This is a genomic window from Halioxenophilus sp. WMMB6 (assembly GCF_033283405.1).
Lineage (GTDB): Bacteria > Pseudomonadota > Gammaproteobacteria > Pseudomonadales > Cellvibrionaceae > Halioxenophilus.
The window spans coordinates 162,471-188,508 of sequence record NZ_JAWMQR010000007.1 but is presented as its reverse complement, the minus strand read 5'-3'; the positions used below and the strand labels follow the sequence as shown (position 1 = coordinate 188,508).

The window sequence follows — 26,038 nt, the reverse complement described above, 5'->3', positions numbered from 1 at the left end:
TGCGGCTTTTTTTGATTGTCAAAATGACTGGGTGCGTTAACACCCAGGCTCGCCCATTAGGCCGTGGATTTTAAACCCCGCAGACGATGCATAGTGCCGTGCTGCTCGTAGTGCGCATGCCAGCTGAGCGCCTCCGAGAGGATGTGTGGCGTGTGCAGGCCCGAGCCACTGGCGCAGGCCCGATCAAAGTAGTCCCACAACTGTTCGCGGTAATCGGGGTGCGCACAGTTTTCAATGATCAACTTCACCCGCTGCTTGGGCGATAAGCCGCGCAAGTCCGCCAACCCCTGTTCGGTAACAATTACCTTAACGTCATGTTCGGTTTGATCAACATGCGACACCATCGGCACAATGGCGGAGATGGTGCCGCCCTTGGCGGTGGATGGCGTCATAAAAATGGAGAGATAACCGTTGCGGGCGAAATCGCCGGCACCACCAATGCCGTTCATCATGCGCGTACCCATCACATGGGTGGAGTTGACATTGCCGTAGATGTCCGCCTCAAGCAGGCCATTCATGGCAATCACACCGAGGCGCCGGGCCAGTTCCGGATGGTTACTGATATCCTGCTGCCGCAGAATAATTTTATCCCGATAAAAATCGATATTGTCGTTAAACTCCTGAATACCCGAAGGGCTTAAGGAGAACGATGTGGCCGAGGCAACGCGCAGAGTACCCGACTTCAACATGTCCAACATGCCGTCCTGAATCACCTCGGTAAAGGCGGTCAGATTTTTGTAGGGGCCGGCATTCAGGCCAGCCAGCACCGCATTGGGAATATTGCCAACACCACTTTGGATGGGCAACAGCGTCTTAGGCAGACGGCCACGTTTCACTTCGTGCGCAAAAAATTCCAGAATGTGTTCGGCAATTTTTTCCGAGGTACTGTCGATGGGCGCAAAACGGCTGTTACGGTCCGGCGCTGAGGTCTCCACCACGGCAATGACCTTATCCAGATCACAGCGGTAGAGTGTCTCACCAATGCGATCATCCGCCTGAGTCATATTGATCGGCTTGCGCTCGGGCGGCAGGGCCGTGCCGTAGTAAATATCGTGCATCCCCTGCAACTGCATGGGTTGCTGCGAGTTGACCTCCAAAATAATCTGCTGCGCCTGCTCCATCCAGGTTTTGTTATTACCCACCGATGACGACGGCACCAGGCGGCCATCCTCGGTAATAGCGGTCACCTCAATCACCGCGATATCCAATTGCCCCAAAAATCCGGACCAGGCGTACTGCGACACCTCCGACAGATGCAGATCCAGATAGTCGATCTTGCCTTCGTTAATTTGCTGGCGGCAGAGCGGATCGGATTGAAATGGCAGGCGGCTGCCAATGCCACCCACCTCGGCCAAGGTGCCATCCAGCTCCGGTGCGGTGGAGGCGCCGGTCCATAAATTCACCTTGAACTCCTCGCCCTTGGCCTGGGCGCTGCGTATCCGCTTGGCCAGTGCCTGTGGCACCGCTTTCGGGTAGCCGGCACCGGTAAAGCCGCTCATTCCCAGTGTGGCACCTGCGGGAATCAACTCAGCGGCGGCATCGGCGCTCATCAATTTAGCCCGCAACTGCGGGCAGAGTATTCTTGTGCTATTGGTCATGGGTACTCCAAACACCGTGTTAGTTTTGAGTAAAACACCCGTTTTAAATAATTAAGTAATACGCCTGAGGGCAGGCATAAAAAAATAAATTCCAAGCACAGCATCACCCGGCAATAGGTCTGCAGATACGAAGAATAAGTTTTGCTCTATGATTTTTTTATTGGAGGGCGGCGGTAACAACCGGGCAGGTTTTGACTGAATAGTTAAGTCGTAGCGCCAAGCAACTCGCCAGGTGGGTAGAAGGCCCCAGCGAGCCAGCCACGAGTGAACTGGATACGACAACGCGAGGCAATTGGACTTTAGTATTGTGCCGCCGGCCTGCAAGGGCCTGCTACGAACAATTTCGTGGCAAAGGCTAAATAGCCGCGGCTAGCCACTGTTCGCGCTTGATCATCTCGCCAGCGCCGAATTTACCGCTTTTCAGCCACCCCAGATGCAGGCCACAGGCCGTCGACCACGGGTGTGCGACATTATGTCACGCTCGGCGGCACCAGCCCCGCCTTTATACTCCCTCCGATTTAATCTCGATCTCCGTTTTTATCGCGCTCTACCAAGGGGGAAACATGGTGGCCAAACCGACTCAGCTTGCAATGCCGATAGGGGCCAAGAGCAGAACCACCGGCTTCACTCTGCGTACCCTGCCACTGTTAATCACCAGCAGCCTGGCCACCGCCCAAACGGCAACCACAGCCAACCCCACAGCCGAGCCACTGCTTGAACAGGTGGAGGTTACTGCCCACGCACAATCACAGCTACAGGGCAGCGGCAATGCCGCCAACCTGCCGGGCTTACAAAAGGTCGATTTTGCCGGTGGCGGTGGGGTGGCCAGCCTGCCAATTGTGCGCGGCCTGAACGACGACCGCATCAAGCTGCTGGTCGATGGTGCCGAGACCACCTCCGCCTGCGCCAACCATATGAACCCGCCACTCTCCTACGTCGATGCCAGCCGGGTACACAGCGTGGAGGTAATGGCCGGCATTACCCCGGTCAGCAGCGGCGGCGATAGCATTGGCGGCACCATTGTTATCAACTCTGAACCACCCCAGTTCGCCCGGGCCGGCGAGTCACTGCAGACCAACCTGGCGCTGGCCTTCAACTACAGCAACAATAGCCACCAACAGGGGCTGACGCTGCGGGCCGGGGTGGCCAACGACCGGCTTAGCCTGGCCTACAGCGGCAGCACCAGCGAGGCCGACAGTTACCGCGACAGCAGCGGCGACAAGGTGCAAGATACCCTCTATAAAAGCGAAAACCACGGGCTCACTCTGGGTTGGCGAAGCGAGGTGGAATCGCTGACGCTCAAACTCAACCACCAGCAGATCCCCTACCAGGGTTTCCCCAACCAGTACATGGATATGGTCGACAACCGCACTACCGGCGCCAACCTCAACTATCAGCGTCAATTCGACTGGGGGCTGCTCGATAGCCGCGTCAGCTGGCAAGATGTGGAGCACGCCATGGGCTTCTTCAGCGAGGAGAAGCCGGGCACCATGCCCATGTTCACCGAGGGACGCGACCTGGGTTACACCATTGCCGCCACCCTGCCCTATGGTGCGGGCAACCAGCTGCGCCTGGGCCACGAACTGCACCAATTCACCCTCGATGACTGGTGGCCGGCGGTGCCGGGCTCCATGATGATGGGCCCCAATACCTATGTGAACATCAACAACGGCGAACGCACCCGCTACGCCCTCTATGCCGAGAGCGATAACCGCCTGAGCGAACAGTGGCGCTCGCAACTGGGAGTGCGCTACGAACGGGTGGCGATGACCACAGACCCGGTGCAGCCCTACAACATCATGCCCAGCAACCCCGATGCCGCAGCCGCGCTGGCCTTTAACAGCAGCCACCGCAACCGCCGGGACGACAACTTCGACCTCACCGCCCTGGTTGGCTACGCCATCGACAGCCAGCAGAGCCTGGAGCTCGGTTACGGCCGCAAAACCCGTTCACCCAACCTGTACGAGCGTTACAGCTGGGGGCGCAGCCCCATGGCCAGCGCCATGATCGGCTGGTACGGCGATGGCAACGGCTACATTGGCGATATCGACCTCAACCCAGAGGTGGCCCACAGCCTGGCCGCCACCTATCAATGGCAAAGCGACGACAACAATAAGCTCAGCCTGGCCCCCTACTACACCCGGGTAGATGATTTTATCGATGCCGAGGTGGTGGGCAGCTTTCACCCGCGCCAATCACCGGCGGTCACCCGCCCGGAGCTGCAATTCACCAACCTGGACGCAACCCTCTACGGCATTGAGATTGATGGTCAGAGGCAACTGTTTAGTTCGGGCGAGGGGGTATTAACCCTGGCCACGCACCTGGCCTACACCCGGGCCGAACGCCGGGACGATGGCAGCGACCTCTACCACATCATGCCGCTCAATATCAGCGTCGCATTAGAGTACGCCAGTGCCGGCTGGCGCAACCGCCTGACCATGGAATGGGTCGACGACAAGCAGCGGGTGGATGAGTTGCGCCTGGAGCCCACCAGCGACAGCTACACCCTGGTGCACCTGCAGAGCCAACGGCAGTGGCGCCAACTAACGGTGAGCGCCGCGGTTAATAATCTGTTCAATGAGCGTTATGAACAACCCTTGGGTGGTGTTTACCTGGCCGGTTGGATTGGGGGAGACCACAATCAACCCTTTACCAGCCTGCCCGGTATTGGCCGCTCACTGGATTTCACCGTGCAGGTGCAGTTCTGATCCTGCGCCACCCACCCGCAAGCCCTGCTTGCGGGTTAAACCGACCCCAGCGGCGTTAAATCATCAATGGCAACCACTTATCGTGTAAATCCGCTCGCCCACCAAAACCGCCACCACAGCACTGGTTGTGCCGGTTAAATAGCTCACCTATAATCCGCCCACTTTTTTAGAAGCTACAGCAATGATTTTTTCAATCACCAAACATAACAGTTGTTACCCCAGGGCCGCCCGAGTGTTAAATCTCACTCAGGAGGATTTCCAGCGCCCATAATTTGCCTGTAGGAATTGAGTTCTGGCAGGCACCGCCTTCCAGCTCTCGCAGTCGCCGTCTCAACAGACCATTCACAGATCGAGAAACCCGGAAGGCCAACACGCTTTTCGGGTTTTTTTTCACCTGAAAGTTGAATCAATAAACGTAAATCGAGGCAATAGAGAGAAAGGGCTTAGACTAATTATTTCTATATGAAGCAACCATTTTTACCGGCGGGGAAGCTCTGCAATAAATCCAGATCTTCTACCAACACCCTCGTCTGCAATATCGTCAAACAGTGCGATAGGCCAGCGCTCGCCCTAGCAAAAATGGCAGCCCTGGTGGCGTTATAACCAAAGTATAAATTCAACAAGAACGCCAAAATAATTCGCATTGCCAAAATATTTTTGGGGCCGTATCGTTTAAAAAGCTCGCTGCTATCGCAAGCGAGGGCTAAGAAATAGCACAGACAGAAAACAGAAAACAGAAAACAGAAAACAGAAAACAAATTAATGACTACCCAATTAAGAATAGCGATGAACCAACAACCAATAGGTCACCTGCAAGCGATTGCCGTCCACGCTGCCAAAACACTGTTAATAGCGACCAGTGGCCACCTGTGTGACGACCAGAGCTTCGGCCTAAGCCAGGCGCTTATTTTGTTTTAATATCAGCATTCCGCGGAAGGCTGATGCCTTCCGGTTCGCAAAAACCCCGGTGGGCAACCCCGGGGTTTTTTTATGGCCAAGCGAGCCAGAAAACTCAAACGGGAAGATTATTGGCAGCATGGCTGAACGGTACGGCAGCGGATTACTAATCCGTGCGGTGACTTGCGGCGCCGTGTCAGTTCGAATCTCACCGCTGCCAGCCAATGATATTGATCACCATTAAATTTAGTACTCCAGCAGCCTGGTGTAATGGGTAACACACGTGACTTTGACTCACGTATTTCAGGTTCGAGCCCTGAGGCTGCTGCCATTATTCGGCAGTAAAGCAGACAAATTGACCAAGGATTTTTATTGGGGGTTGGCTTAGCGGCAGAGCACCGGACTTTTACTCCGGCACAGATGGGTTCGACTCCCATACCTCCAACCAATTAACTATTGGCAATTTTTACATCAAGGAGGAGAAGCAATGCGAGTCGCTTTGGGTAAACGCGCTGTGTTCAGTGCAGACCTCTACTGCAGAGACAGCCGCAGCGCTAAAAAGGCGCTGAACGAATTGGTCATCTCGGTGTTGGCGGTCGACTTTTCACTACACGGACGGGACAACAGCTGTGTGGTTTTACGCTGGGCGCAAAGCCGATCACGGCTACCGAACAGAGTGGTGCTGACCGAATCTGATCGCAGCCGGCGGGCACAGCTCGGCACGCTTTTAAACAGTTGCGGCTATCGATCCATCGATGGCGCAAATTTTTATCGGTAACCATACCAGGAGAAGACCATGGTTAGCATCTTGCGCCTGGATAGCACCGGCACCGCCACCGCCTGGCTATCCCGCTCGGAGGCAGCGCTGCTCTATGTAAAAAATCAGGTGCAGTGGGAGCTGGGCGAGTTAATTTTCAACCTGACCGGCGGTGTAAATCGGGCAAGCGGCCAGCGCTCCCACATTGCTCTGCGCGCCATTATCGCCACTCGCGGCCGGGAGCAGCAAGCACAGCCGGCGCCACCTTTGTGCAACCGGCTGCTGTTTCGCCGGGATAACTACCGTTGTATGTATTGTGGTCAGCGCTTTTTAGCCCGTGAGCTCACCTGCGACCACATTGTGCCGCGCGCACAGGGCGGCCAAAACCGTTGGCAAAATGTGGTGGCCGCCTGTAAGCGCTGCAACCACTTTAAAGCCGACCGTACACCGGAACAGGCGGGCATGGTGTTACTGGCGGTGCCTTTCTGCCCCAACCGGAGTGAAGGGCTGTTTTTGGCCCAACACCAAGTACTGGCGGATCAAATGGAGTATCTGGAGAAGCAATTTTCCGGAAACCGGATTTGGCCTCAAGCCTAATTTTTTTAGGCATTGGCCACACAGAGTTTATCTCTCGCCCGGTAATTAGCGGCACTGGTTCCAAAGGCCAGTCCGGCGCAGGCGGTACTACCGTTGTGTGTACCAATTGCCGGGTGGACATAAACCACCGTTTTTGTAGCTCATTCGGGTAGAGCAGTAGATTAATAATCTATCGGTAGCGGGTTCGAATCCCGCCAAAAACTCCGCCGTGTAAACGGCTCAATGGTAGAGGTCGAGAGACCCAGAGGTTCGAGTCCTCACAAGCTTATGGTGCTTGTTTATAAATCAACTAGAGGTTCACGGTTGGCCAGATTCCGTCTTTGCCGGCAGTTCAGGTAATGCGGTTCAAACCAACCCGAGCCGGGTAACCGCTCATGGTGGGTGGCTTGTGCACGCGCAGGCTTCTGGTTTTGTCTTCAACCGTCGGGTGGCTTTTGTCATCGCCTATGGCTGCCGGCAAACACCTGAGTCTTCGCCTGAACAAGCCAAACCGTTAGCCGCGACCCGGCTCAGTGAGCCTCGCTTTAAATTAATAATAGAGAAACGATCATTAATGGAGGAACGATTATGTTATGGAAAATGATCGACGTTGCCGATAACGAGCGGGCCCTGGTTTACCGACGCAACCGCCTGGCAACCATTTTAATGCCCGGTCGACAACGACTGTGGGCATTAGGGCAGGATTTGCGGGTGGAGCACTACGATATTACCGCCGTGGAATTTAACCACCCGCGACTGAAATTTTTATTGCGCCAGTACCAGCCGCTGTTTGACGGGGTGGTGGATGCGGTGCAGCTGACCGACCGCGAAGTCGGCCTCGTCTATCGCGATGGCAAGCTGGCGGATATTCTGCCACCCGGGGGCCTGTTGGCCACCTGGCGCGGCGGTGAGCAGGTTAGCGTCAGTGTGGTGGATATCACCAGCGATTATCAAATCGGCGACGACGTGATTGGCCTGTTGGGCCGGGGAGCCACCCTGGCTAACAACCGCACCCTGGCACAGGCCATCAGTTACAGCGAGGTACCCGATGAGCAGGTGGGCATGCTGTTTGTTAACGGCAAGCTGGAGAAGATGTTGACCACTGGCCGTTACGGATTTTGGTTATACAACCGCTCAATCAGCGTTAAGCTGGTCGATTTGCGCCTGCAAACTCTGGACGTTAGCGGGCAGGAGATTCTCACCAAGGATCGCGTGAGCCTGCGTATCAACCTGACCGCCAGCTTTAAAATTGTCGATGCAAAATCGGTGGCACTGCAGCTGAAGGACTACCTCAACTTCTTGTACTTGGAGCTGCAACTGCGCTTACGGGAAGCGGTAGGTACTAAAAACCTGGATGAACTGTTAGTCGACAAGGATCTGTTAAACGCGGTGATTGCCGAGGGCGTGCGCAACCGGGTGACCGATTACGGTATCAACCTGTTAAGTGTTGGGGTGAAAGATATTATTTTGCCTGGCGACATGAAGCAGATCTTAAACCAGGTAGTGGAGGCGCAAAAGGAGGCTGAAGCCAACCTGATTAAACGCCATGAAGAGACCCAGGCGATGCGCTCGCTGCACAACACCGCCAAAGTGATGGAGAACAACCCGGTGTTGCTGCGTTTGAAAGAGCTGGAAGCGCTGGAAAGGATCACCACCAAGATCGACAAAATTTCGGTTTATGGTGGCCTCGACAGTGTGCTACACGGCCTGGTGAAACTAGCACCAGCCACAAGCGCGCAATAGCTTTCCCGTCCACGTTGGTGGACGGGTTTTTTGTGGTGGTTTTGCCACTTACTAAAACAACCCAAATAGACTCAACCAGAATAAGCCAAGCAGGCGCTCTTATGGTACGAACCGTCACTCCATATCGGCCCACCGGAACTCGCCCTGGTAACAGCCTGTGGCTGGCGACATTGGCCGCCGCGGCTTCCCCAACAGCCCTTTTTCCACCCGGTTGCCACCATTTCCTAGGCTATTAAAATCGCGCGTGACTGGAATGTACGCGAAAGTGGTTGCAGCTTTGTAACCCGCTTTGCGGTGGACGCCGACTATCTCGCAAACTTTACCGAGTAATCTGCCGGCGGCAGCGACCATCGGGAATATTGGATTCCCGCCCAACAGCTGGCCGAGTTTAACCGGCACATTGTCGGTCTTATTGAAGTGGTTAAGGTTTTTAATTAGGTACCGGTAGAACCGGCACCCGCTGCCAGCTCACAGAACTCTTCCCGCAACGCTTGCATCAAGATTTGTAAAAATTCGGAATAACCATCAGCCATCAGCCATCAGCCATCAGCCATCAGCCATCAGCGCAGGCCACCGGCAATCAATTCAACAGTTAAGCACTTTTTATCCAACTACAGGCTGGCAATTAACGGATTAAGGCCACCATAAAAATGGCATCAGTGCGCACTCCTTGAATGTTCATTACTTAATACGCATTCAAAAATTTTCCGCCAGCCGGTCAACTTTACTTGAGGAATTGCATTAGTGGCGTCAAATTCGCTGCTATAGTTTTCCACAATAGCGATATTTTGTTTTGCCTCGGGTGGTAGCTTTAAATTATTCTGGTTATGCTGTGATGTTCGAAAAATAACGATTATAAAAATGTATATTTTCTTTATCCCCTTCACCCACCTGATCTCCGCTATTGTACTGCTTATTATGTGGTGGGCCGACCGTGAGCGGCGCTACCTTCTGTGGTGGGGCGCCGCCTTTGCCTTGACCCCGTTCACTATTGTGCTCGACGAGCTGCTGGCCACGCCGCGCCTAAACGGTTCCCTTCCCATCACCCTGCTGTCTGGCGTTATCTTTTCGGCGTTGGTCTACACCCTCTCCAGGGGGGCCTTTGAGTTTCGGCTAAACCGCCATGCCAGCAAGGGGCCACGCCTTTTTGCGATCTTAGTAATGGCGCTGTTTATGCTTTGGGTGGCCATCGGCTCCATTGCCATCATCCACCTCTACGTCACTCTGGTCACCACCTTGGCCATGACCCATGTGGCCTGGTCGTTATGGTCCAAAAGCGTGCTGCAAAGAATCACCGCCAGCGTATTCCTGGCGCGCGGCTTTATGATGCTGGGCATGACTATCGTTGGCCTGTCGGTTCCGGCCACCCAGCCTTTAATGCACGAGTACGGCCACCTGACACTCGCCACCGCCACCACCCTCTCGATGGGGCTGCTGCTGCTGATCTGTTTTTTGCGGTCGCAGCAAGAGCTCAATGATCACCTGGCAATCCTCTCCCTCTCCCACGGCATCACCACCCAACTGCAGGATATCAACAGTGTGCGCGACCTGGGTGAGCGCATACTACCGCCCTTTGTGGCCAAGCACGGCTGGGACGACGGCTTGATGCTGCAGCTCGACAACGTCGGCAAAAACCTGACCATCGTCGGTGCCTTTGGCCGCAACGCCGCCGCCAGCGAACTGGCCAATGCACCACTGGTGAGTATGGAAAAGAGTATCTCCGGGCAGTCGGTAACCCGGCAGGAGATAGTGATTCAGCACGAACTGAACGGTGCGCAAGTGGATGCCAGCCACCTGATTGAATTTTTTAACTATCTGCCCAAGACTGCCGTTGCCATTCCGCTGGTGAGCAATGGCGAAGCCAGTGGTGCCATTGTCCTGGTCTCTGCCACACATCGGGCCATTAGCAATCAGGAGATGGCGCTGTTTGAAACCATTAGCCACGCGGTTGGGCTAAGTGTGGCCAATGCCAAGCATGTGGCAGAGCTCGCCTTTCTGGCCAAATACGATGGCCTAACCGGGCTGGGTAACCGCCGCGCCTATCATGATTATGTCGCCAACCTGAAGGCCGCCAAGGTTATCGTCATGCTGTTGGACATGAACCACTTTAAAGAGGTTAACGATACCTTCGGCCACATCATCGGCGACGAGCTGCTTAAACAGCTGGCCAATCGCCTCTATCAAGCCCTACCATCCAGCGACACCCGGGCCTTTCGCTTAAGCGGCGATGAATTTGTGGTGGTCGTTAGTCAGCAGACGCATCTCGATGGCGGCCTGACGTTTGCCAAGCTGTTAGCCAGCCTGTTTGAAGAGCGCTTCGTTATTAAAGATATCAGCCTGAAGGCCGCCGCCTCTATCGGCGTGGTTGAGGCCGCCGCCAATGAGTTGGATAGCCACGAATTGCTGCGCTGTGCCGACATCGCCATGTATCAGGCGAAAAAGGGCCACGAAACCATCGCCGTTTACAACAAAGATACCGACAACGAAGTGAGAACCCGGGTAGAGCTTCTGGCCGGTATGGCAGAGGCATTGGAGCAGGGGCAGTTTGAGATGTACCACCAGCCGCTCATCGATATGCTCAGTGGCCGCTGTACCGCTGCTGAATCCCTGGTACGTTGGCACCACCCCACCAAGGGCTTTTTAAGCGCGGCGATCTTTATGCCCTACCTGGAGGCGACCGACCACATTCAACCGCTCACCCGGCAGGTTATCGATCTCTCGCTCAAAGATCTGCAATCCTGGCAGCAACAGGGTCTGGATCTGAAAATGTCGATCAACCTCTCTGCCCGCAATCTGTTTGATCAACAGCTACCCGATTACCTTATCGAGCGCACTCGCAACTACCAGGTTGACCCCGAACGAGTGCACCTGGAAATTACCGAATCGGCACTGATGACCGACCCGGAAATCAGCCAGACTATCCTGCAACGGCTGGTCAATTTTGGCTTTGCCATTGCCCTGGACGACTTTGGCACTGGCTACTCATCACTGGCCTACCTCGCCAAGTTTCCCATTGATGTACTGAAGGTTGATCAAAGTTTTGTGCGTGGCATCGATAGCAATCAGCGCAACCACAGCATTGTTAAGGCGACTATAGAACTGAGCCACGAGCTCAATAAACTGGTGGCGGCGGAGGGTATTGAATACCCGGCCGAAGCCGAAATCTTGAAAAGGCTCAACTGCGACCTCGGCCAGGGTTACCTTTACGCCAAGCCCATGCCTAACGCAGAATTTATTGAGTGGTTGCTGACACACAACAACCAGCTCCAGCAGGAATATTCGCTGGCGGGTAATTAGGCCAGCGGGCACCAATAAAAAAGGCTACCGCGAATTTTTTGTCACACTAGTCTCATTAAGCACACGTCAGAGTGTCGCCACTGGAACCCGATAGCATCCGTATTATTCTAAAGCGCTGCAACCGTAGGGCGCTTTCCAACAACCACTTCGGTTTGGCGCTATTCACTTATCTGAATAAACGGGTATCCAAAAATGAAGCGATTGTCATTGGTCAGTCTGGCCGCTGCTCTGTTACTGGCCAGCTGTGGAGGCTCGAGCGGCTCCGGCAGCCAAGCCTCCATCGAAGCCGAGCTTGAACAGATTCTCTCCAGCATTGCAACCGACAGCGATTTCACGCTGCTGGTACAGGCCAACGATGGTACTCAATATAGCTACAGCCGGGGCAACTCCACAGCAGAAACCAGTTACCGTTCCGCCTCCACTTCCAAAATGGTCACTGCGACAATTATTCTGCGGCTGGTTGAGGACGGTATTTTATCGCTTTCGGATCACCCCCAGGCCTATCTCGACTTTTGGCCCACCAGCGGCAACCTCTCCCAGATCACTCTGCGTGATCTGCTCAGCTTTACCTCCGGCCTTACGGAGGAGCCACTGTGTATTAATAATCCGCTAGCAGACTTTGCCAACTGCGTTGCCCAGCTTGCCAGCAGCAACAGCGGCAGTCCACCACCCGGCAGTCAGTTTTATTACGCCAGCACTCACCTGCAGGTAGCCGGCTTAATGGCCGTTCAGGCTGCGGGGTTGGCCGATTGGCAGGCGGTATTCGACTATTTCACATCCGCCACCGGGCTGTTTGCCAACGCCAGTTACGATCTGCCATCCGCCAGCAATCCGCGCTTGGCCGGTGGTATGCATTGGCAGGCAAGTGAATATCTCGATTTTCTCGCGGCGCTCTACCGTGGTGAAATATTATCGCCAACACTGTTCACGGCCATGACCAGTGATCAGATTGGCGATGCCACTATCGCTTTCTCGCCCGTGGATGAGGGTGATATTGACCAGGATTGGCACTACGGCTTCGGCAACTGGATAGAGTGCGCCAACACTCCGTTTAATTGCGATACCACCACCCGGGTCTCCAGCGCTGGTGCGTACGGCGCCTACCCGTTTATCGATTTTGAACACCACTATGTGGGCATTGTCGCCCGTGAAGGATCACTCGGCACCGGTACCCGTGGCTACCAGGTTTGGCAAAGCGTAGCAGGTGAGTTAGGCCAATGGGCCGATACACACCAATAGTGAATGTCGGCACGCCTGCAACCGCTGCCGGCAATAAATTGACCAATAGAAATGAGAGCGGCCAAGCCACTCGCTCGACTTCCGGCGAGTTTCGTGCTTGACCGCCTGGCGCTTGGCGCCCTTGGATTTTTCATGAACACCGCCTTTGCCCATGATCGGGTGGCAGGCATGTAAATTACGCGGGGTATTACGCCGCTTGGCCATTGGTTCCTCCTTGTTTGATTTAATAGTTACGCCACTACGTACTAGTCTTTAACTCGCTAGCCCTTCACACAAAGTACCTGCTTAAGTGTGTGTTCGATATCAACCAGGTCAGTTTGATTGGTCATCACCTCGTCGATATCTTTGTAGGCCGCGGGAATTTCATCAATGACGTGAGCATCCTTACGACACTCAACACCGCGGGTCTGAGCAATTAAATCCTCGCGCCGAAACTGCATTTTCGCCGCAGTACGGCTCATGGTGCGGCCGGCACCGTGCGAGCAGGAGCAAAATGATTCCGCTTCACCCTTACCGCGCACAATGTAGGATTTAGCCCCCATACTGCCGGGAATAATTCCCAAGCGCCCATGCTCGGCATTGATGGCCCCCTTGCGGGTAACATACACGTCAGCATCAAAGTGGTGTTCACGCGCCACATAATTATGGTGACAATTAATCGCCTCTTTTTGCAGAACAAAGCCCGGTAGAAAAGGCTGTATAGCGCGCAACACCAGTTTCATCATCTCTTCCCGATTGATCCGCGCGTACTCCTGGGCAAACTCCACCGCCGCCACATAGTCGGCAAAATGGTCATTGCCTTCAGCAAAGTACGCCAGGTCTCTGTCGGGTAGATGATGAATATGACCTTGCATATCTTTTTTGGCCAACTGAATAAAGTAACGGCCGATGCTGTTACCAATCCCGCGACTACCACTGTGCAACATCACCCACACTTTTTTCGATTCGTCGATACACACTTCAATAAAGTGGTTACCCGAACCCAACGTGGCGACCTGCTTGGCCCAGGTTTGCCTGGGGTGCTTCTGCATTTTTAACAATTGCGGGTGGCGTTCAAACAGCGCCTCTACCTGCGGCTGCAAGCGCTTGCAGGCGCTCTCCCGCACAGCAACCGTTTTGTGTGCTGCCAGCCCCACCGGCACGGCCCGCTCAATAGCACTGCGCATAGCCGCCAAACCATCGGGCAGTTGTGCCGAGTTTAATGAGAGCTGTACTGCCATCATGCCACAGCCGATATCAACACCCACGGCGGCGGGAATAATGGCAGCCACGGTGGGAATCACTGAACCGACCGTTGCCCCTATACCAGTATGCACATCCGGCATAGCGGCAATATGGGAGTGAATAAATGGTAGTTGCGCAATATTTTTTAACTGCGTAAGTGCTGTCTGTTCAATGTCATGCGTATAAATTTTTACCGGCTTACCACCGTTGCCGCTATTTTTGTTTAATTCCATTTTAATAGGCATAAAGAGTCCCTACTCAAAAATGAGTATAAATAATACGGGGCTTATTGGCCGACAAACGGGCATAAAAAAACCCCAACTGGAGATCCGGTCAGGGCTTTTAGATCTGACTCGGAAGGAATGATGGCCCTTCCGAATGAAACACTCGGAAGAACTAGCTACTGCTTTTACTCGCTGCTGGCATTAAAAAGTTCTCCTGTAAAGAATTGAATTTGGGCGGCATTCTACTCACTGAAAAACCACTGTCAAATAATTTTTCCATTTAATAATGAGCCGCGATATAAATTAGTTTGCTGCCAACGTAATAAATAATTCGCTTAACCCGCGAATAATAAAACTCGCTTCATAGTTAAATTTTCTAGCGTTGGCGGAGCCATGATTGCTTTCGCACAAGCCGATCTCACGGGTTGCAGCCAGGAAGTGCTCCAGGATGATCCGCACCTCTGTTCTGGCCAGGGGTGCGCCCACACAGGTATGCACACCACGACCAAAGGCAACATGCTCCGCTATTTTTGGGCGGTTAAGAATAAAGGTGTTGGGCTTTGGCCAACGCATTGGATCACGGTTAGCCGCTGCCAGCGCCACCAGCACCCGCGTACCGGCCGACACCTTACGCTCACCAATCTGGGTATCCTTGCGGGCAACGCGGGTAGTCGCTTTGGTCGAGCCCTCCAACCGCAAAACCTCTTCCAAAAAATTACCGATCAATTTCGGATCCGCCCGTAATTGCGCCTGCAGCCCCGGAATATCGACGATATATTTCATGGCGTTGGAGAGCAGTTTGGCACTGGTATCCTGGCCTGCACCAAACATAAAGGTTGCCAGCTTGACCATATCCAACAGATCTGCCTCGCTGCCATCGGGATAGGTCGCTTGCGCCAATTCGGTCAGCACATCTGCTTTCGGCGAGGATTTACGATCCATCAAATATTGAAAAAAATAGGTCCCCATAAACACCAGAGGCGAGTTTTCGGTCGGCGCGTCAGACTGATCCAAATTTCCCGGCGGTGGCGCATTGTCGATCACCTCCCGGAATTTTTCCCGGTCTTCAGCCGGCACGCCCAATAGATCGGCGATCACCAAGGTTACAAACGGTGTGGCGATATCATTCACCAGATCACACCCGCCCTGCATTACCGCTTGTTGCACCATGGTTTTGGCCAGCTGGTGAATGTACTCCTGGTTCTGTTTTAAACGCGAAGGGGTGAACAGTTTATTGGCAATAGAGCGCAGTGCCCGGTGCCGGCCATCATCAAAGGTAACCACCAGGTCGCCACCGACATAGAAGTCTCGATGCTGCTCCAGCTGTTCACTGATATCGCTGCCATTAGGCTCAAACGGCAATGGCACACCGGCCCCAACCGTGGAATTAATGGAGGAGAAATCGACATTGTTGCGCAGAACCTCCACCGCCTCTTTAAAGCCGGTAACCAGCAAGGCACCCGTGGCTGGCATTTCACACACCGGGCCAATCGCACGCATAGCATCAAAATATTCGTAGGGATCGAGGAGAATTGAATAATCCGTAAAATAGTCTTTCTCAAGCACTGCTGCTACTGACATAGCTGCCTCCATTTTTATTATTGGGCTCTGGTGGAGTTAATCTGTTTAAATGCGCTACCCAGCAACGGAGCACGAGCTGAATAAATTAATGAAACTTACTCTTCCGGGGCGATAACCAGGGTTAAACCATTATGCTTATCCGTTAGTGGTAACTGGCAGGAGAGACGCGAAGCCGTTCGGCGATGGCTACTAGCCGCTAGCAGCGCCTCTTCATCGATAGAAATGGCCGGCAGGAGGCCCTGTTGCTCCTTATCGATATAGACATGGCAGGTGCCACAGGAGCAGACGCCACCACATAAGGCCAACAGCTCATCCACACCCGCCTCGGTGATGGCTTGCATAAGCGTCATCCCCGGCTCGTAAATAATGGTGCTGGTGGCACCTGCCCTATCGGTGATCGATATCTCAAACATTAGCGGCGTCCGGATTGTATAACTGGCAGGCACTGGCGCGAAGTAAGCACGCTACCGTGCCCCTCTATTATTATGATACATGGTGTATCATAGTTTTATGCGCAACTTCGTGTCAAAGAAATTAAATGGCTGCCGGCTTCTGCAGATGCCAGAACAGTAACCCGGGTTGGTTGCACTCTGTTGCGGTTTCATGCTTAATCCGTTGCTATTGCTGTGTCACAGCCAATTTACACAACCCGTTAGCCCAACCAAGCACCCAACTCCGATGCCAAATCCGACTATGGATCCACTCACCGACAGCAACGACAAACAGCCACTGGATGCTCGCCAGATTCGTACCCGCGAAGCGTTGCGGAAGGGCTTTTTAGCGCTGCTGGAGGAGCGCCAGCTGGATCAGATTTCGGTGCGCGACATTGCCGCGGCAGCGGGTATTGGCCATGCCACCTTTTATCGCCACTACGGCACCAAAGAGGCGTTGTTGAACGATGTCGCCACCAACGAAATTCGTTGGATCGTAAACCTCACCCTACCCAAAACAGAGGGGACGGATATCGATACCGCCTGGCTGGAGCTGTGTAACTATGTGCAGCAACACCGCACACTCTGGACCACCCTGCTCACCGGCGGCGCGGCCAATATTTTAAAGGCGGAGCTACTGCATATCTCCCGGCAGCTGGCAACCGTGCTGACCCCCTCCAACACGGCAAGCGATAAAGAGTATTTGGAGCTCAAGGTTATTTTAAGTGTGAGCACCATGCTCGAAACCTTGGCTTGGTGGCTGCGCCAGTCAACACCGATACCCGCCCGAGAGGTAGCGCAGATCCTGTCGCATAATATCGAGCGCATTACCCACCTCAGTTGAAGCACCGAACAGAGTTTATTGCCACACCTTCGCCGCTGAATTAGCAAATACACATCTTCAACCGTCCGTCGCTAAATTCAGCCATGGTTCACGCTCTATTTTTAAACTGCTAACTTTAATAAAAAAGCGATCGTGCCAGCCACCGCTCGGCTGCCCGATAACGAAGAGAGCACCCATGATTCGTCTGACGTTACTAACAACAATTTTACTGGTGTTAACCGGCTGTGCGACCCTCTCTGAAGAGGAGTGCCTGGTGGCCGACTGGTATCAAATCGGCCTGGAAGATGGCAGCCTGGGGCGCAGCAGTCAGTGGTTGGCCAAGCACCGCAAGGCCTGCGCCAAGGCCGGTGTCACCCCCGACCTGGCCGCTTATGAAGAGGGCCACGAACAGGGGTTGATGCGCTTTTGCAACTACAACAATGGCCTGGGCTTTGGCTTAAACGGCGCCGTGCTGCCACAGTTTTGCCCAGCGCCCACCCGCGCCGAGTTCCAGCTGGGTTACCAGCATGGGTTGGAACGACGCCAGCAAAATCAACTGATCAACCGCATAGCGTCGGATATGGATCAACACCACTCGCTCATCCAACAACACGAAGAGGATATCGCCTATCTAGAGGCGGTGCTCACCGATGACCAGAGCAGTGCCGAAGAGCGGGAGCAGGCGCTGCGGGATATGCGCACTCTGGAGCACAACATTAACGTGCTCCATATAGAGCTGAACGATATGGAGCAGGCACTGGCCATTGAACAGCACAATATGGAGCTGTTAATTCAGGGGCAGAGCTACCAGTAATTGCGCTTAACCAACGTTAGTGCCTGCCAGAAATTGACTCAGAGTGGTTAACGCCGGTTGCAACACGGTAACCCAAGGCTGGGCACAGTTGATGCGCAAGAAACTTCGGAAACGGCGATCGCTCGAAAAGAGTTTTCCCGGCGCAATAAAAATATTTTTAATCAGTGCCTGTTGGAACAGTTGGGCGGTATCAAAGTGTTCCGGCAATTTTACCCACAGTATAAAGCCGCCCTGCGGCTGCGAGGTTTGCGTCCCCGCTGGAAAGAGGCGCTCAATCAATTCAATCACCTGGGCAATATTCGCCGCATAGATGCGCCGCACCTTGCGAATCTGTTTATCGACGCTGCCGTGGCGCAGGTATTCGGCCAGTACCATCTGGGTGAGCTTGGGCGTGGCAATATTCTGAGCAAACTTCAAGTAGTTAGCCTTTTCCACATAGCGACCAGCGGCCAGCCATCCCACCCGCAAACCCGGCGCCACCGATTTGGAAAACGAGCTGCAATAGAGTACCTCACCCCGGTCATCAAATTTTTTATAGGGCGGCGGTCGTTTGCCGTCGAAGCTCAAATCGCCAAAGATATCGTCCTCCACCAGCGGCACACTAAACTCCGCCAGCAGCTGCAACAGCGCCTGTTTGTGTTCATCCTGCGGGCAGCTGACCAGCGGCGCGCCGAAGCTGCTCAGCAGAATACAGGCCTTCACCGGCCACTGTTCACAAGCCTTGCGAATCTCCTTCAGACTGATGCCCGTGTGCGGATGACAGGGGATGGTCAATGCCCGCAGGCCTAAGGCATCCAACACCTGAAACAGCCCGTAGTAGGTGGGCGACTCCACCAACACCACATCGTCGGCTGCAGTCACGCAGCGTAACGCCAGGGAGAGCGCCTCGTGGCAGCCATTGGTGATCAGAATATCGTCCGCCGCCACCCGGCAACCCAGCCCCACCATGCGCTGGGCGAGGGCCTCGCGCAGACTGGGCAAACCCGGGGGTACTTCGTAGCTGGCAAAACCGTGCTCGCCGCTGCGTGCCACCCGCGCGGCAATACGCTCCAGCGCCACCAGCGGTAGAAAGCTTTCATGCGGCAGCGCCGTGCCGAGCTGCTGCAGAGCGGGCATACCGGAGGCCTGAATCAGCTCCAACGCCAGCCGCTGATGGCGCACCAGAGCTGGTTTCATCAGCGTTTGCGAGTGGCTCAGCGCCTGGGCAAGCACGGGCGGAGAGGAGGCTTTCACATAGAAACCAGAGCGGGGGACGGCCTCAATCAGGTTCCAGTTCTCCAGCAGTTTCTGCGCCTGCAGGATGGTATTGATGCTCACCCCGAAGGTGTCGGCCAACAACCGGGTACCGGGAATCTTCTCTCCCGGCCGGAAGCAGCCACCATGAATCTGTTCTGCCAGCGCTTCGGCGACGGTTTCGTAGAGGGTTGCCCGGTCACCCGCTGTTGCCATCAATCTGTACCCATTTAAGTTACACAAAACTGAATCTGTACCTATTGCCAGGCTAGCGTACACTGGCATCAGTCACGTCACAACTAGCAGGGCATTGCCCTGCCCGGCCAACAAAAACCATGGGAGAAGAGAGATGGCAGCCGACGACAACGAATTTACCCTCGACCTGAGTGACCTGGATAAGTGGGTTGGCAAACCGGTCGTATTTGCCGAACTGTGGGAGCCCTGCAGCGCCACCGATATCCGCCGTTGGGCAATGGCGATGGATAATCCCAACCCTATCCACTGGGATCAGAATTTTGCCAAGGAGTCACAATTCGGCGGCATCGTCGCCCCGCAATCCTTTGCCGTGGCGATGGATTACGGCCACGGCTGCCACCCGGCGGGGGTTGGCCACATTGAGAACTCACACCTGATCTTTGGCGGTGAGGAGTGGTGGTTCTACGGCAATCACATCTATCCCGGCGACAAACTGACTCAGAGCCGCCGTTTCGATGGCTACGATCTCAAACAGACCGGCTTTGCCGGCCCCACCGTGTTCAGCCGCGGCGACACCGAGCACCGCAACCAGGACGGCGTATTGATCGCCCGTGAACGAGCCACCGCCATCCGCTACAACCGCGATGAGGCCAACAAACGCGGCGCCTATGGTACCGAAAAGGCAAGCCCGAAACTGTGGAGCAAAGAGGAGCTGGACGAGGTGCGCAAGCTGCGCTACGACTGGATACTCTCCAACCGCGAGGGCAAATCACCCGCCTACGGCGACGTGAAAGTGGGCGACAAACTGCCACGCCGCGTGGTCGGCCCGCACACCGTGGTCACCTTCGTCACCGAGTACCGCGCCTTTACCCAGAACATGTGGGGCAGCTGGCACTGGAATGTGCCCGAAGGGATGGTCGACCCGGCCACTCAGAAAGCCGGCTTTGCCGAGGATATGAGCTACGACTACGAGGCACGCAAGGTCGACCCGCACCTGGGCGATGGCCTCTACCATGGGCCCTCCAGCGGCCACGTCAACCTGGAGAAGGCCTCCAAGGTCGGCATGGGCGGCATGTACGGTTATGGCGCCTCAATGAACGCCTGGCATGTGGATTACATCGCCTACTGGGCCGGCCACAACGGATTTATCTGGCACTCCAAAACCCAGTTCCGCAGCCCCGCCTTTGAAGGCGATATCACCTATATGGATGGCGAGGTGGTGGAGAAGATCGATCGCTCTCCCTACGGTTGCCCTGTGGTGAAGGTTGAGGTGCGCATGACCACGCAAACCGGCGAAACCATTCTGACCGGCTTTGCCGAGGTGCAGCTGCCCTACTAAATTCGCGCCCGCATGGCGCCTGGCTCAACTATAATAATGTTGAATTATGCGCCATTATTGGTAGCACCTGGCGCCGATTACCTCTATACTGCCATGATCAAATTTACGCCAGATTCTCCTTCTGTTTCTATTCATGGTACGTCCTTTTCTTCAGCTGCCAGCCGTGGCCTGGTTGCTGCCGGTTCTGCTTTGCGCAATTTTTATCCGCCCGGTCTCTGCACACCCACTCGCCGATGGCCTGCTGGCTGAGCAAAGCTACCCCAACCCGGTTGGGCGCCACTTTTCCATTCTGAAGAGTGACCAATCACTTACCCCGCAAACCCTATTAAATCGCTATCTGGCCGGCGAACTACCGGTATCACAAACAGATGTACCCAGCTTTGGTCTCTCCAACCGGCAGGATATCTGGCTGGTCACCCGCGTCGACAATGCCAGCACTGAGGCCATAGTCCGCCAGGTACGGGTTGAGTCCTCGTGGCTGGAACAGGTCGACCTCTATCTGCTCAACCAGTCCACCACCCTGGCCAGCTACCCGATGGGTGACGCCCGCCCCTTTGCCAAGCGGCCGGTTAAGAGCCGCTATTTTGCCGCAAACCTGGAGTTACCCCCCGGACGCAGCTATCTGCTGCTGCGCATCAACTCCCTCGACCCGGCGGTGGCACCCATCTACTTTGAGAGTCCCGCCATCGCCACCGACCGGGCGGTAGCCGAGAGCTACCACTACGGCCTGCTCTATGGCGCGGTGCTGGCACTGCTGATCTACAACCTCTTCCTGGGGTTAAAACTGCGCAACCGCTCCGGGCTGATCTATGCCCTCTATCTAGCGTCGTTTATCGCCATGAACTACGCCTACACCGGCCACGGCTTCGCCAGCCTCTGGCCGGAGAACCCCATCTGGCAACAGTGGAGCAACCCGACCTTCATGATTCTCTTCTCGCTGTCAGGGCTATGCTTCGCTTGCAGTTTCCTAGAGCTTAAGAAGAACGCACCAGCGTTGCAGCGTCTGATTCTGGGTTACCAGGCACTGATTGTAGTGGCCACCCTGGTGGCACTGCTGGCCGCCAGCCACGCCGCGCTGATCACCCTGGCCTTTGCCAGTGTGCTGCAATTCAGCCTGGCGGTGGCACTGCTCGGCCTCTACGCCCTGAAAAAACAGCTGCCCTCGGCCAACTACTTTTTTGCCGCCACCCTGCTTGGCGTCAGCGGAGCCGGCATCACCTGCGTCACCGTCTGGGGGCTGATCCCCTTCTACCACTACGCCTATCTGGCGGTGGAGTTGGGCCTGTTGGGAGAGGCGCTGTTGCTCTCCCTGGCGCTGGCCGACCGTCTCAACCAGATAGAGACCGAGCGCAACCTGGCCAAGTACCAAGCGCAAATCGACCCGTTGAGTTCACTGTTCAACCGCCGCGCCTTTGATGAAATTGCCCCGCAGCTGTGGCAACGGGCGCAAGCCGAAGCCGCCCCCATGAGTGTCACCGCACTGGATATCGACCGTTTCAAGGGGATCAATGACGAGCATGGTCACGTGGTGGGTGACCGGGTGATCAAGCGGGTATCGCAGATTATTAAAAGCCACTGCCGACCCAGTGATGTGATTGTCCGCTGGGGCGGCGATGAGTTTATCCTGCTGCTGCCCAACACCAATAAGGAGCAGGCGCTGGCCATTGCCGAGCGCTGCCGCCAGGCCATTCACGCCACCCGCATCGCCCTTGATGAGCGTGAGATTCAAGTCAGCGTGAGTGTCGGCATTGCCGAGAAGAGCCCGGCCGATGGCACCCTGGAGATTCTGATGCGCCGTGCCGACGACAACCTCTACAGCGCTAAGCGCGCTGGCCGCAACCTGGTGATTAGCGACTAGCCCACCGGCGCCGGCTTAGGTTCCAGTACTAACCGGCTGGGCATCACTCACCGGCAGCGCGCCACCGGCCTTGAGCGCCTCTAATTCCGCCGGCGCCTGTAGCGCCCGCATGCGCAAATAGTGGCGAATTGCCTCAACTTGCTGGTCGTTGAGCTGCGGCGCCGGCGGCATACCCCGCGCCTTGAGCACCCCATCGTGCACCACCGCTTTAAAAGCACTCTCATCCAGAATCATGGCCGAGAAGCGCAGGTCCGGGGCGGCACCGCCGCCGATGGCATTCATACCGTGACAGACGATACAGGCGTTGGTGGCGAAGGCCATGGCACCGGCCATCACCTGCTCCTTGTTGGGCACAAAGTCGGGATCAATCGCCGCCACCCGCTCGGGCATGGCAAAACTTGGCACCTGGGCAGTGCCATCCAGGGCAAAGGTGAGCACCCGCCGCGGCAGGGCATAGTCGGTACGGTAAGCGGCATTGCCGGTGGCCAGAATGCCGCCCCCCTGGGAGCCGCTACCGGTTAACACCGAGATATACTCCTGGCCGGCCACGCTGTAGGCGATGGGCGGGGCAACGATAGGCGCCACCGTTTTGTAGGACCACACCTCGTCACCGGTGCTGGCGTTATAGGCCTTCAGGTAGCCATCCATCCGCCCCTGAAACACCAGGCCGCCAGCGGTGGCCAAAACCCCACCCGGCCAGTCGCCGGGCAGCTCCAAGCTCCACACCGCCTTTTGTGCAACTGGATCCCAGGCTTTTAGAAAGCTTTTGCGGCTACCGGGCAGATCGGCATCGGGCAGCACCAGGGCGCCCATGTTGGCACTGAAGCCGCCCATGCCCGGTGGCAGTGGGCCAATTAAGGTGCCCACCTCCATCACCGGCAGATAGACCAGGCCGGTCTCCTGGCTGTAGGCCTGGGGCAGCCAACTGTGCGCCCCCTGCACCCCGGGCCAAAGCTCAAACATTGCCCCGCTGTTTTGGTAGCGGATGCCGGGGTTCTCCACCGGCCGGCCGGTGGCGGGATCGATCTTCTCGGCCCAGGTCACCTTGGCAAACTTCTCGGCCGAGATAAATTCCCCGGTGGCGGCATCCAGCACATAGAAGAAGCCGTTTTTAGGGGCCTGCATAATCACCTTACGCGGCTTACCCGCTAACTCCACATTGGCGATGGTCATGTCCATGGTGGCCGTGCAGTCCCACTGCTCCGCCGGGCACACCTGGTAGTGCCAGACGTACTCGCCGGTATCGGCGTTGACCGCAACAATGGAGGCCAGGAAGAGGTTGTCGCCACCACCGGGGCTGCGCAACAGGTGGTTGTAGGGGAAGCCGTTGCCTACCCCCAGGTAGATGAGGTTGAGCTCGGCATCGTAACTGAAACTGTTCCACGCGGTGCCGCCCCCGCCCTTGCCATACCAGTCGCCCTGCCAGGTGGGCTGCATTACCGCCTCGGCTTTATTGGCCGGCGGCTGTGATGGGTCACCCGGCACGGTGTAGAAGCGCCACAACTGTTCGCCAGTCATAGCATCGTAGGCGGTGACATAACCGCGGATAGGGCTGATATCGGCACCGCCGTGACCGACAATCACCTTGCCGTCAAAAACCCGGGGGGCGCCATTGCTGTTGCGCAGCTCGGTGAGCTCAAACTGCCGCTGCTGCCAAACAGGTTCGCCGGTAGTGTCATCCAGGGCAATTACCCGGCCATCGGTGGTGGCCATAAACACCCGCTCGTTCCACCAGGCGATCCCCTTGTTACCCCAACTCATGTGCAGTGGGCTCTGGGCCAGGTCGCGCACGCCGGGATCATACTCCCAGAGCAGTTCGCCGGTGGCGGCATTGAAGGCACGGATATGGTTATGACCGGTGGTGGTAAACAGTTTGTCGCCACCCTTTACCGGCGCCGACACCGAGAAACCCGGCTCCAGATCGTAGTACCAGGCGAGGCTCAACTGGTCGATAGTGGCCATAGTGACCTGATCGAGATCGGTGTAGTGCTGCTCGCGGCCATCACCGCCAAAATTGGGCCAGTCGTGGTCGCTGGTGGGGGGTGGGCTGGTGTGGTTACAGGCCGCCAACGCCGCCGGTAACGCCAGGGTGAGGAGTTTCAGTAATCGCATTGTTTATCCTTATTATTTTTTTAGCGGTCGGTGGCTGAATCAATATTCTGATTGCTTCCGCTGAACCGAGCTTAAATTCAAAACTCGCTTACGGCAATTGCCAATGATCAACAGCGCACTCATTTTTGCCTGCAACGGCATAGCCTCGGTTTAGCCACTCGCCCGGCGAGGATTACAGTCGGCAAACTGACTAACGCCCAACCACTGGGAGAGTGTTTTGGCCAGGTAGCTGTGGCCCACCACCTTTAACAGCCCACTCTCAACCGCATTGGCCGGTGCTAATTCGCCGTACCAGACCCTGGCCAGGGTCTCTAAATCAGCGGTGAGGTAGAGGTCAACATCGTGGCCGATATTTTCCTCACAGCGCTCTGCCCGCCCCTCGGCAATGGTGACAAAGCATTGATAGAGACCCTCCGCCTCCTGCACATTAAATTGCAGGCAGAAGTTACCCTCGGGCAGTTGCTCAAAGCGTAGGGCCACGGCAAAGTCGCGCACCAACACTGCGGCGTTCATCGCCTGCTTGTTCATACTCTCCCAGGCGTAGCGTATGCCCCACTTGCCCATCTCGGCAATAATCGGTCTAACGGCCCTACCCATAGGGGTGAGCTGATACTCGTGGTTTTTCTTTTCGGGTATTCGCTTTTTGATGATCAGCCCCTGTTCCTCCAGCAGTTTTAAACGGCTGTTCAACAAAGTGGGCGACATCTTGGGCAGGTATTGCCGAAATTCAGAGAAGCGGGTTGCGCCCATAAACATTTCGCGCAACACCTGCAACGTCCAGCGTTCACACAACAGACTCGCCGCTTTTGAGACCGGGCAGACTTCTTCGTAATCGAACATGATTAATCACTGTTATCTGTTACAAAATATCAGGTACAAAATCTGTACTCGAATGGTACAGATTATGGCCTATATCGCCAACCGTGCTGTCACTAAGCTTTCCCCATCGGTCACAGAGACTGAATAACCATAACTACCAGGAGAAAGACAATGACTAACGCAACCACCGATCTGATTATCGTAATGACCAAAGGCATCAACGACGAAGTCTCTTCCGTAGGCCTGACCCTGGCCAACGGCGCCCAAACCGCAGAGATGAATGTTGGCCTGTTCCTGACCAGCAACGCCATTGATCTGGTGCGCAAAAATGGTATTCCACACACCCACGTGCACCCCATGGAAAAACTGCAGGAGCTACTCACCAGCTTTATTGCCCGCGGCGGTAAGGTGTGGGCCTGCCCACCCTGTACCCACGCCCGGGGTTATGATCAGGAGAGTTTAATCGAAGGGGTGGAAATTCACGGTGCCAGCGTTATTTTTGAACGCATTAAACAAGGCGCGGCAACACTGACTTTTTAAAAGTGGCACACTTTGCGAAAGAAAAAACCG

20 protein-coding genes and 4 tRNA genes are annotated in these 26,038 nt (G+C 55.5%); 16 read left to right on the top strand and 8 right to left on the bottom strand.

The features are described 5' to 3' along the window. Positions 1 to 56 precede the first annotated feature (56 nt). Positions 57 to 1,598, bottom strand: a complete 1,542-nt coding sequence (locus tag SBL51_RS16755; RefSeq protein WP_317932242.1) for an acetyl-CoA hydrolase/transferase family protein — start codon at positions 1,596 to 1,598, stop codon at positions 57 to 59. Between the two features lie 563 nt (positions 1,599 to 2,161). Here SBL51_RS16755 and SBL51_RS16750 point away from each other — a divergent pair. The 11 genes from SBL51_RS16750 to SBL51_RS16700 all read left to right on the top strand — a co-directional run bounded on the left by SBL51_RS16750 (position 2,162) and on the right by SBL51_RS16700 (position 12,815). Continuing rightward, positions 2,162 to 4,306, top strand: coding sequence for a TonB-dependent receptor (locus SBL51_RS16750; RefSeq protein WP_317932241.1), 2,145 nt, complete (start codon positions 2,162 to 2,164; stop codon positions 4,304 to 4,306). Positions 4,307 to 5,092: 786 nt separating this feature from the next. Then, positions 5,093 to 5,224, top strand: coding sequence for a hypothetical protein (locus SBL51_RS16745; RefSeq protein ID WP_317932240.1), 132 nt, complete (start codon positions 5,093 to 5,095; stop codon positions 5,222 to 5,224). Positions 5,225 to 5,336: 112 nt separating this feature from the next. After that, positions 5,337 to 5,423: transfer RNA gene (locus tag SBL51_RS16740), tRNA-Ser, on the top strand. A 36-nt stretch (positions 5,424 to 5,459) separates the two neighbouring features. Beyond that, positions 5,460 to 5,534: transfer RNA gene (locus SBL51_RS16735), tRNA-Gln, on the top strand. A 42-nt stretch (positions 5,535 to 5,576) separates the two neighbouring features. Continuing rightward, positions 5,577 to 5,651, top strand: a tRNA-Lys gene (locus SBL51_RS16730). 39 nt (positions 5,652 to 5,690) lie between these two features. Beyond that, the gene (locus SBL51_RS16725; RefSeq protein ID WP_317932239.1) at positions 5,691 to 5,981 is read left to right on the top strand and encodes a hypothetical protein; all 291 of its coding nucleotides are present in this window, start codon (positions 5,691 to 5,693) and stop codon (positions 5,979 to 5,981) included. A gap of 18 nt (positions 5,982 to 5,999) precedes the next feature. After that, complete coding sequence (locus SBL51_RS16720; protein WP_317932238.1) at positions 6,000 to 6,557, top strand: HNH endonuclease; 558 nt, start codon at positions 6,000 to 6,002, stop codon at positions 6,555 to 6,557. Between the two features lie 129 nt (positions 6,558 to 6,686). Then, a tRNA-Ile gene (locus SBL51_RS16715) sits at positions 6,687 to 6,760 on the top strand. A gap of 364 nt (positions 6,761 to 7,124) precedes the next feature. Next, on the top strand, positions 7,125 to 8,279 hold the full coding sequence (locus SBL51_RS16710) for a slipin family protein (protein WP_317932236.1): 1,155 nt from the start codon (positions 7,125 to 7,127) through the stop codon (positions 8,277 to 8,279). Positions 8,280 to 9,140: 861 nt separating this feature from the next. Further along, positions 9,141 to 11,576, top strand: coding sequence for a putative bifunctional diguanylate cyclase/phosphodiesterase (locus SBL51_RS16705; RefSeq protein ID WP_317932235.1), 2,436 nt, complete (start codon positions 9,141 to 9,143; stop codon positions 11,574 to 11,576). Between the two features lie 192 nt (positions 11,577 to 11,768). Beyond that, positions 11,769 to 12,815: a serine hydrolase domain-containing protein gene (locus tag SBL51_RS16700; RefSeq protein WP_317932234.1), complete on the top strand. Its 1,047-nt coding sequence runs from the start codon at positions 11,769 to 11,771 to the stop codon at positions 12,813 to 12,815. On the opposite strand, the gene SBL51_RS16695 is transcribed toward SBL51_RS16700, so the two are convergent. The 4 genes from SBL51_RS16695 to SBL51_RS16680 form a co-directional block, all read right to left on the bottom strand. Then, positions 12,786 to 13,019, bottom strand: a complete 234-nt coding sequence (locus SBL51_RS16695) for a hypothetical protein (RefSeq protein ID WP_317932233.1) — start codon at positions 13,017 to 13,019, stop codon at positions 12,786 to 12,788. The two genes, SBL51_RS16700 and SBL51_RS16695, sit on opposite strands and share 30 nt — an antisense overlap. Before the next feature lie 56 nt (positions 13,020 to 13,075). Continuing rightward, entirely contained in the window at positions 13,076 to 14,284 is a 1,209-nt protein-coding gene (locus SBL51_RS16690) for an RtcB family protein (protein WP_317932231.1), read from the bottom strand. A 282-nt stretch (positions 14,285 to 14,566) separates the two neighbouring features. Then, positions 14,567 to 15,844, bottom strand: a complete 1,278-nt coding sequence (locus tag SBL51_RS16685) for a cytochrome P450 (RefSeq protein ID WP_317932230.1) — start codon at positions 15,842 to 15,844, stop codon at positions 14,567 to 14,569. Between the two features lie 95 nt (positions 15,845 to 15,939). Next, on the bottom strand, positions 15,940 to 16,257 hold the full coding sequence (locus SBL51_RS16680) for a 2Fe-2S iron-sulfur cluster-binding protein (RefSeq protein ID WP_317932229.1): 318 nt from the start codon (positions 16,255 to 16,257) through the stop codon (positions 15,940 to 15,942). Positions 16,258 to 16,522: 265 nt separating this feature from the next. Here SBL51_RS16680 and SBL51_RS16675 point away from each other — a divergent pair, with 265 nt between their 5' ends. Continuing rightward, the gene (locus SBL51_RS16675; protein WP_317932228.1) at positions 16,523 to 17,119 is read left to right on the top strand and encodes a TetR/AcrR family transcriptional regulator; all 597 of its coding nucleotides are present in this window, start codon (positions 16,523 to 16,525) and stop codon (positions 17,117 to 17,119) included. A gap of 175 nt (positions 17,120 to 17,294) precedes the next feature. Then, positions 17,295 to 17,912 carry a DUF2799 domain-containing protein gene (locus SBL51_RS16670; protein WP_317932227.1) on the top strand — a complete coding sequence of 206 codons (618 nt, stop codon included), beginning with the start codon at positions 17,295 to 17,297 and terminating at the stop codon, positions 17,910 to 17,912. A 6-nt stretch (positions 17,913 to 17,918) separates the two neighbouring features. Here SBL51_RS16670 and SBL51_RS16665 read toward each other — a convergent pair whose 3' ends face one another. Next, positions 17,919 to 19,361: a PLP-dependent aminotransferase family protein gene (locus SBL51_RS16665; protein WP_317932226.1), complete on the bottom strand. Its 1,443-nt coding sequence runs from the start codon at positions 19,359 to 19,361 to the stop codon at positions 17,919 to 17,921. A gap of 133 nt (positions 19,362 to 19,494) precedes the next feature. Between SBL51_RS16665 and SBL51_RS16660 the strand changes: the two genes are divergently transcribed. After that, positions 19,495 to 20,679: a MaoC family dehydratase N-terminal domain-containing protein gene (locus tag SBL51_RS16660; RefSeq protein WP_317932225.1), complete on the top strand. Its 1,185-nt coding sequence runs from the start codon at positions 19,495 to 19,497 to the stop codon at positions 20,677 to 20,679. 133 nt (positions 20,680 to 20,812) lie between these two features. Then, positions 20,813 to 22,537: a diguanylate cyclase gene (locus tag SBL51_RS16655; protein WP_317932224.1), complete on the top strand. Its 1,725-nt coding sequence runs from the start codon at positions 20,813 to 20,815 to the stop codon at positions 22,535 to 22,537. Between the two features lie 15 nt (positions 22,538 to 22,552). On the opposite strand, the gene SBL51_RS16650 is transcribed toward SBL51_RS16655, so the two are convergent. Continuing rightward, positions 22,553 to 24,649, bottom strand: coding sequence for a PQQ-binding-like beta-propeller repeat protein (locus SBL51_RS16650; RefSeq protein ID WP_317932223.1), 2,097 nt, complete (start codon positions 24,647 to 24,649; stop codon positions 22,553 to 22,555). Positions 24,650 to 24,799: 150 nt separating this feature from the next. Beyond that, positions 24,800 to 25,489 carry a helix-turn-helix domain-containing protein gene (locus SBL51_RS16645; RefSeq protein WP_317932222.1) on the bottom strand — a complete coding sequence of 230 codons (690 nt, stop codon included), beginning with the start codon at positions 25,487 to 25,489 and terminating at the stop codon, positions 24,800 to 24,802. Between the two features lie 150 nt (positions 25,490 to 25,639). Here SBL51_RS16645 and SBL51_RS16640 point away from each other — a divergent pair, with 150 nt between their 5' ends. Next, the gene (locus SBL51_RS16640) at positions 25,640 to 26,008 is read left to right on the top strand and encodes a DsrE family protein (protein WP_317932221.1); all 369 of its coding nucleotides are present in this window, start codon (positions 25,640 to 25,642) and stop codon (positions 26,006 to 26,008) included. Positions 26,009 to 26,038 lie beyond the last annotated feature (30 nt).